Source organism: Oleiphilus sp. HI0080 (assembly GCF_001635135.1).
Genome location: NZ_LWFU01000877.1, coordinates 1 through 1,142, shown reverse-complemented (window position 1 = coordinate 1,142; position 1,142 = coordinate 1). Strand labels below are relative to the sequence as shown.

At 41.5% G+C, this 1,142-nt stretch carries 1 protein-coding gene; it reads left to right on the top strand.

Going from position 1 to position 1,142, the window contains the following annotated elements:
* Positions 1–27: 27 nt before the first annotated feature.
* A partial coding sequence (locus A3751_RS17520) for a DEAD/DEAH box helicase (protein WP_197466458.1) occupies positions 28–1,142 on the top strand: 1,115 nt, incomplete at its 3' end.

The window sequence follows — 1,142 nt, the reverse complement described above, 5'->3', positions numbered from 1 at the left end:
AGCCTAAAACAACCAAGTAAGCTCGGTTTGGCACTAGCTTCTTTAAAAGCATTCATCTCGTTTGGTATTTATCGACCAGATCGAATCCTATCTTGTGATTCAGTTTTGATTACGAACTTGGAGAAGGACTACCTGTATCTTAAAGAGCGAGAGCTAGAGGAGCGGATATCAAAGCTCGAAGAAAGTTTGATTGGTTTAAGCAGCAGGGAACTAATGGCCTCTAGTAGAGAGCTCTCCTCAGCTTTGTTTCGTCACTATGTAGCCAGGAACCGGAAAGGTCAGAGAATAAGGTCTTTCACGTCAGATAATTACAAATCTGATTTCGACTCCTTTGTTCAACAATATCCGCTGATATTGAGCACGACCAACTCCTTAAGAAATTGTGTAGAGAGAAATTCGTTGCTGGATTATTTAATCATCGACGAATCTTCACAAGTAGATTTAGTTACCGCTGCAATGGCAATTTCGAGAGCTAAAAATGTTGTGATTGTCGGTGATTTGAAACAGATATCAAACTTCCCTTCAGAGTCTGCGTTACTTCAGAGGGGTGAAATTGAAGCGCGATTTCAAGTACCTCAAGCCTACAATTTCTATACGCAAAGTATTCTTTCCTCTATTTCTGATGTTTTTGGCAGTCGACTAGCTCGCGTCATGTTGCGTGAACATTATCGATGCCATCCCGCAATCATAGGCTTCTGTAACAAAAAGTTTTACAACAATGAACTTCTAGTTATGACGGAAGTAAAAGGTCGAGAGTACCCTTTTTTGGTTTACCGATTAAAAGAAGGAAATCATGCTCGAAAGCAAATAAACGAATCTGGGTTGTTCAGTCAACGTGAGATCTCCGTCATCAAAGATGAAGTATTGCGAGAAGCGCGGTTAGCGAGTGCTGACCCCGAAGAAATCGGCGTTATTGCCCCATACAGGGCGCATGTGAATAAGGCAGTAAAAAGTATGGGTACCAATCGTCTGGATGTAGACACTGTGTATAAGTTTCAAGGCAGAGAAAAGAAAGTAATTATTTTTTCGACTGTGGCCAATTCGATAAATGATTTTATAGACCGAGCCGATACCGTTAACGTTGCGGTGTCGAGAGCGGTAGACCAATTTGTGCTCGTTGCTGGAGATCGTATTTTTGCTGA